Here is a 5,747-nt window from a genome sequence, read left to right as displayed (position 1 = left end):
GGCCTCGGCAGGATCGGCGTCGATGGGCTGCGGCAGGGCGTCCATGCCGGCAGTGAAACATGCGCCTACGTCAGAAGCGGTCGCTCATGTCGCGGGCGCAACACCTGTCGCACGCATCTTCGAATGCAGACGCGTCAAACCGATTGCATTTAGGAAGCAGTTCGAGATCATGCCGCGGGTGTGAAGGAGTGCGCGCATGATCACCGTCTATGGGGAAGGCCGGGGTTTCCGGGTCGTCTGGCTGCTGGAAGAGATGGGGCTGCCCTATCGAATGCGGCCCGTGGACCTGCTGGCCGGCGTCGAGAACGACACCGAGTTCCTGAAGGTGAACCCGGCGGGGTTCATCCCGGCGCTGCAGGACGGCGAGGTCGTGATGGTCGAGTCCATCGCGATCATGGAGTACCTGATGGCGCGATATGGGCCGACGCCCCTGGCGCCTCCGCCGCAGGATCCCACCTTCCCCGACTACCAGCAGTTCCTGCACCTGGGCGAGGCGGGGCTGGCGGCCTCGATCTATTTCGTGGTCGGCGCGCGCAACATGGCGCCCGAAGCGGAGCGGGACAATTTCAGCGCGCGGCAGGCCCTCTGGACCTTCAAGAGCCGGCTTTCGCTGGTGAACCGGCAACTGGCGCGGGCGCCCTACATGGCGGGCGAGGCGTTCACCGCGGCGGACATCTCGGTGACCTATGCCCTGCTGCTGGCCAAGCGGGCGGGCGGCTACACGCTGGGCGACGCCGAGGCGGCCTATGTGGCCCGGACGACGGGGCGGGACAGCTATCGCCGGGCGATGGACACCTGCTCCGCCACCAAGGAATGGGCGGCGACGGTCGGAGGCTGATCCGCCGCGTTCCGGGCGGGTTGGATCAGCTCGCGCAGCGGACCACCACCTTGCCGAGGTGTGCGCCGCTTTCCAGGTGGGCGAAGGCGTCTCGGGCCTCCTCGAAGGGGAAGACGCGGTCGACGATGGGCTTCAGGCCCGTGGCCGCGACCGCGCGGACCAGGTCGGAGAGGGCGGCGCGGTCGCCCACGGTGATGTTCCGGAAGGACGCGCCGCTCATCTTGAGCTGGAAGAAGTCGATGCCGGGGTTCTCGGTGCTGAGGAAGCCGATGGAGGCGATCTCGCCGCCGACGGCCACGGCGCGCAGCGACTGGCCGATGGTTCCCGGGCCGCCGACTTCCACGACCCGATCGACACCCCGACCGCCGGTGAGGGCGCGCACGCTGCGGCCCCACTCGGGATCCTGGGCGTAGTTGACCACGTGGGCGGCGCCGAGGGCGCGGAGCTGGTCGGCCTTGGCCTCGCTGGACGTGGTGGCGATCACCGTGGCGCCCAATGCGCGGGCCAGTTGCAGGGCGAAGATCGAGACGCCGCCGCTGCCCTGCACCAGCACGGTGTGGCCGGCGCGGATGGGCGTGGGTCCGGCGAGGGCGGACCAGGCGGTCAGGCCGGCACACGGCAGGGTGCTGCCCTCCTCCCACGAGAGGGCGTCGGGCAAACGGACGACCGCCTCCTGGCTGAGCGCCTTCAGCTCGCAGAGCCAGCCGTCGTTCTCGGCGCCGTAGCTGTCGACCTGGATGGTGCTTGGCATTTCGCCGCCGAACCAGCGCGGGTGGAAGGCGCCGATCACCCGGTCGCCCGGCTTGAACGCGCGGACGCCCTCGCCCACGGCCACCACTTCTCCGGCGGCGTCGCTGAGCGGGATGTGGCCGGGGACCGCCTTGCGCGGATAGCGGCCGCGCAGGATGGCGAGGTCGCGGAAGTTCAGCGAGGCGGCGTGGACGCGGACCAGCACCTCGCCGCGCTGGGGCCGGGGATCGGGCTCCTCGCGCAGGCGCAGGGCCTCCAGGCTCTCGAAGCTGTCGAAACGGTAGGCGCGCATGGCGGGATCGCATCCAGTGGGGTCTTCCGGATTAGGGGAGCCCGCCGCGCCCTGGCAAGGACAGACGGGGCGCGACCTCGTCAGCCGGCCATGGGGCGGGCCGGCGCGGGGTCGATCTGTTCCATCGTGCACTGGGCGGGCGCCTTGTCGGGACGCCAGCGGACCAGGCGCGTCCCGTGTCGGAAGCGGCCGCCGGTGACCTGGTCGTAGCGCACCTCGACCACAAGCTCGGGCCGGAGGGCGACCCATTCGGCGGTACGATCGGTGCTCCAGCGGCTGGGGCCGCCGGGGGCGTCGCCCGTGAACCCCTCGCCCTTCAGCGCCAGGAGCGTCCTGGTCAGGGCCGGCCGCTCGGCGTGCTTGATCGTCGCAGTAAAACCCACGTGGTGCAGGCGGCCGTCGTCGTCGTAGAGGCCCAGCAGCAGCGAGCCGACCTCCTTCGTCCCTTCGGCATAGCGGAAGCCGCCCACCACGCAGTCGGCGGTGCGGATCTTCTTGATCTTCAGCATGGCCCGCTCGCCCGGGACGTAGGGGCCGTCGAGGCGCTTGGCGACGACGCCGTCGAGGGCGGCGGTCCGGTCCTCAAGCCAGCGGCAGGCCTCGTCGCGGTCGATGGTCCCGGGCGACAGGGCGAAGGCCGGCGCCTTGCCGAAGCGCTCGAAGAGGGCTTCCAGGGCCTTGCGGCGATCGGTGAGCGGAGCCTCCACGAGCGGCTCGCCCCGAGCGTCCGTCAGGCAGTCGAACAGGCGGAAGACCGCCGGTTGCTCGGCGGCCAGCTTGCGGACCCGGCTCTCGGCGGGGTGCAGGCGCATCTGCAGAGCCTCGAACGACGGGCGGCCGCCCACGTCGATAGTCAGTTCGCCGTCGACGACGAAGCGGTCGGCCGGCAGGGCGAGGACGGCGGCGACCATGTCGGGGAAGAAGCGGTTCAGCGGCTTGCCGGACTTGGCCTTCAGCAGCACCTCGCCGCCCGAGCGGTAGGCGAGGCAGCGGAAGCCGTCCCACTTGGGCTCGAAGCGCCAGCCCGGGCCGTCCGGGATCGTCTCGACGAGCTTCGCCTCCATGGTGGGCAGGTCCAGCGGGATCGGCAGGTCGGAGAGCATCCCGTCAGAAGGCGCGCCCGCCCGGCCGCGTTCCACCGGCCGGCGACGAGCGCCCGTCCAGGGATGGGCTAGCGCTTTGCCGCGGCGGACGCCCAGCTCTTCCGTCAGCCAGGCCAGATCGGCGCCGGCTCAGCCCTTCTCCACCGGCTCGACCAGGAAGTGGCGGCCCTCGCGGTCCTCGATCTCGACGACCCAGACGTCGGGGTCGATGCGGACGGCGCGCTCGATGTAGCGGTCGAGGTCGGGCTCCTCGCGCGAGGCGGCGGGCTCCATCCAGATGCGCTCGCCGTCGCCGCGGGTGGCCTCTGAGAGCAGCCGCGCCTCGCCGGTGGAGCGGTTCAGCACCTTGACCAGCACGGCGCCGGCGCGCGGGTCGCCCTTGCGCGCCACGACGGCGAAGCCGCCGCCGATCTCGACGCGACGGATGAGGGCGCCGACCCAGATGTCGGTGGAAAGCAGCATGCCTGCCGAGTTAGCGCGTCTCGCGCGAGCGTGAAATCGTTAACCCTCTCCGTCCACCGCCCCTCAACCACATCGGACTAAGCCGGACCCTTCAGACGGCCGGAAAAGGCCGCGCCAGATGGTGGACGCATGACCCGCACGCGCAGAAGCGCGCGGCCGGCGTTTCGTTGGATGGGATCGACCGCAGCCGCGCTCGCCGCGCTGCCCGCTGCTGCGCACGCGCAGCCGGCCGACCTGTTCTTCGAGCGCGCGGCCATGACGGCGGCCGACAGCCGCTGCAACCTGTTCACGCCCCAGGTGTCGGCGGCGCTGGCCTCGGGCGCCGCGCAGGCGCGGGGCGCGGCCCTGCGCGCGGGCGCCGACCCGCGCACGCTGGCCGCCCGCGAGGCGGCGGCGCGATCCTATGCCGCCGGCCTGGACTGCAAGAGCGGCCCGCTGCTGGCCCAGGCCGCGCGGGTGCAGCAGGCCTATTCCGGCTATTCGCGGCTGACCCGCATGACCTATCCGGGCGACGTGGCCGACTGGCGCGCCGACCGGGGCACCGGGCGCAACGCGCGCTGGCGGCTGGCCCAGGACGCGACGTTCGGCGGCGGCCGCATGACCTTCGGCCTGGCGGGGCGAGAGGGCGCCAACGCCCTGGTGGCCGTGGCCGAATTCACCGACGAGCAGACGCCCTATGCGGCGCGGCTGGTCCTGCGGGACGGGACGCGGACGCTGGGCCCGTACCTGGACGCCCGCGCCCGCAACCAGCCGCTGAGCCGCAAACTGCCCCCTCGGGGCGCGACCCGCGCCTTCCTGGCCGAGGCGCGCAGCGAGGCCGACGACCTGCTGCTGCCGAAAGGCTCGGAAGGCGGGTGGGCGTTCCGGTTCCCGGTGGCGGCCGCCCAGGCGCTGGCCGACCTGGACCCGCGCGAGGCGGTGGCGGTGGAATTCCTGTTCCCGGGCGAGCGCGTGCGCACGGCCTATGTGGAGGTCGGGGACTTCGCGGCGGGCCGCGCCTTCCTGCAGGTCGCGTCGCGGTAGGTCGAACGCCCGCTAGTTTGCCTTGCGCAGGCGAGGATGCTCCATCGCCTCGGCGGTAAGGACCGGCATGCGGATGGTGACGGTCGTGCCCTCGCCGATCGCGCTTTCCACCGTCATCTCGCCGCCGTGCAGGCGGGCGAAGGCGCGCACCAGCGACAGGCCGAGGCCCGAGCCGGCCGCGCGCTGCTCGGCGTCCCCGGCCTGTTCGTAGGGCCGACCGAGGCGCAGCAGGTCGTCCTGGGCGATGCCGACCCCGGTGTCGGCGACCACCAGCTCCAGCACGTCGCCGGCGCCCTGGACGGTGACGGTGACCGAGCCGCCGCGGGGCGTGAACTTCAGGGCGTTGGAGATCAGGTTCAGGGCGATCTGCTTGACCGCCCGCTTGTCGGCGTCGGCGTACAGCGGGCCGATGGGCAGGACGCCGCGCAGGTGGACGCCGGCCCGGTCGGCCTGGCCGCGCATCAGGCGCAGGACGGCGGAGACGGCGTCGCGCGCGTCGAAGGTCTCGAGGCTGAGCTCGAACTTCTCGGCCTCGATCTTCGACATGTCGAGCACGTCGTTGATGAGTTCCAAGAGGTGCGTGCCGCTCTCGTGGATCAGCTCGGCGTACTCGGCGTAACGGTCGCCCAGCGGGCCGAACAGGCGCTGCCGCATGATGTCCGAGAAGCCCATGATGGCGTTCAGCGGCGTGCGCAGCTCGTGGCTCATGTTGGCGAGGAAGCGCGACTTGCCGGCGTTCTGCTGCTCGGCGGTGACGCGCTCGGCCTCCAGGCGGCGTTCGCGCTGCGCCTGGTCGCGGGCGTCGCGGACGGCGGCCACGTAGCGGTCTGGGCCGGCGGCGCGGAGCATGATCTCCAGCGAGCCTTCGGCCTCATCCTTGGGTGTGACGTAGACCGACGCGCGGCCCTCGCGGGCGGCGGCGTGCAGGGCCGCGGCGAGCAGCGGCAGGTCGTCGTCGGCCACGAGATGGCCCAGGCTGCGGCCTTCCAGGTGGGCGGGGGACTCGCCGGCCACGGCGGCGCCGGCGGCGAGCAGGACGCGGCCGCTGCGCTCGACGAGGGACAGCAGCAGCGGCTGGCCTTCCAGCAGCGCCAGCACCTGGTCGGCGCGGCTGCTGCGGCGGACCTCGCGCTGGGCCACGCCCTGGACGCCGATGAGGCCGACCGCGAAGCCGAGCGTGACGGTGCCGAGGGCCAGCAGGCCCAGCCAGGGCGCCAGCGCCGGCGCGGCGTGGGGCAGCGGCAGGAGCAGGCCGTCCATCGCCGAGACCGCGGCGGCG

6 protein-coding genes are annotated in these 5,747 nt (G+C 72.6%); 2 read left to right on the top strand and 4 right to left on the bottom strand.

Annotated features, from left to right (window positions below):
• The first annotated feature begins 196 nt into the window (after positions 1 to 196).
• Complete coding sequence (locus Q0L11_RS12410; RefSeq protein WP_296597618.1) at positions 197 to 838, top strand: glutathione S-transferase family protein; 642 nt, start codon at positions 197 to 199, stop codon at positions 836 to 838.
• 25 nt (positions 839 to 863) lie between these two features.
• Here the strand turns inward: Q0L11_RS12410 and Q0L11_RS12405 are convergent, their stop codons facing one another.
• The 3 genes from Q0L11_RS12405 to Q0L11_RS12395 form a co-directional block, all read right to left on the bottom strand.
• Complete coding sequence (locus Q0L11_RS12405; protein WP_296597617.1) at positions 864 to 1,880, bottom strand: NAD(P)-dependent alcohol dehydrogenase; 1,017 nt, start codon at positions 1,878 to 1,880, stop codon at positions 864 to 866.
• An 80-nt stretch (positions 1,881 to 1,960) separates the two neighbouring features.
• Positions 1,961 to 2,983, bottom strand: a complete 1,023-nt coding sequence (locus Q0L11_RS12400) for an ATP-dependent DNA ligase (RefSeq protein ID WP_296597615.1) — start codon at positions 2,981 to 2,983, stop codon at positions 1,961 to 1,963.
• A gap of 129 nt (positions 2,984 to 3,112) precedes the next feature.
• The gene (locus Q0L11_RS12395; RefSeq protein WP_296597614.1) at positions 3,113 to 3,445 is read right to left on the bottom strand and encodes a DUF1491 family protein; all 333 of its coding nucleotides are present in this window, start codon (positions 3,443 to 3,445) and stop codon (positions 3,113 to 3,115) included.
• A gap of 171 nt (positions 3,446 to 3,616) precedes the next feature.
• Between Q0L11_RS12395 and Q0L11_RS12390 the strand changes: the two genes are divergently transcribed.
• Positions 3,617 to 4,468 carry a hypothetical protein gene (locus Q0L11_RS12390; RefSeq protein ID WP_296597613.1) on the top strand — a complete coding sequence of 284 codons (852 nt, stop codon included), beginning with the start codon at positions 3,617 to 3,619 and terminating at the stop codon, positions 4,466 to 4,468.
• Between the two features lie 12 nt (positions 4,469 to 4,480).
• Here the strand turns inward: Q0L11_RS12390 and Q0L11_RS12385 are convergent.
• The coding region (locus Q0L11_RS12385; protein ID WP_296597612.1) for a HAMP domain-containing sensor histidine kinase at positions 4,481 to 5,747 on the bottom strand (1,267 nt) is incomplete at its 5' end.

Source organism: Phenylobacterium sp., assembly GCF_024508875.1.
GTDB lineage: Bacteria > Pseudomonadota > Alphaproteobacteria > Caulobacterales > Caulobacteraceae > Phenylobacterium.
This window is presented reverse-complemented; position numbering and strand designations above follow the sequence as displayed.

Excerpts from the sequence above, each read along its gene's own strand:
- Q0L11_RS12410 (WP_296597618.1), top strand. The coding sequence starts at position 197 with ATGATCACCGTCTATGGGGAAGGCCGGGGTTTCCGGGTCGTCTGGCTG.
- Q0L11_RS12405 (WP_296597617.1), bottom strand. The coding sequence starts at position 1,880 with ATGCGCGCCTACCGTTTCGACAGCTTCGAGAGCCTGGAGGCCCTGCGC.
- Q0L11_RS12400 (WP_296597615.1), bottom strand. The coding sequence starts at position 2,983 with ATGCTCTCCGACCTGCCGATCCCGCTGGACCTGCCCACCATGGAGGCG.
- Q0L11_RS12395 (WP_296597614.1), bottom strand. The coding sequence starts at position 3,445 with ATGCTGCTTTCCACCGACATCTGGGTCGGCGCCCTCATCCGTCGCGTC.
- Q0L11_RS12390 (WP_296597613.1), top strand. The coding sequence starts at position 3,617 with ATGGGATCGACCGCAGCCGCGCTCGCCGCGCTGCCCGCTGCTGCGCAC.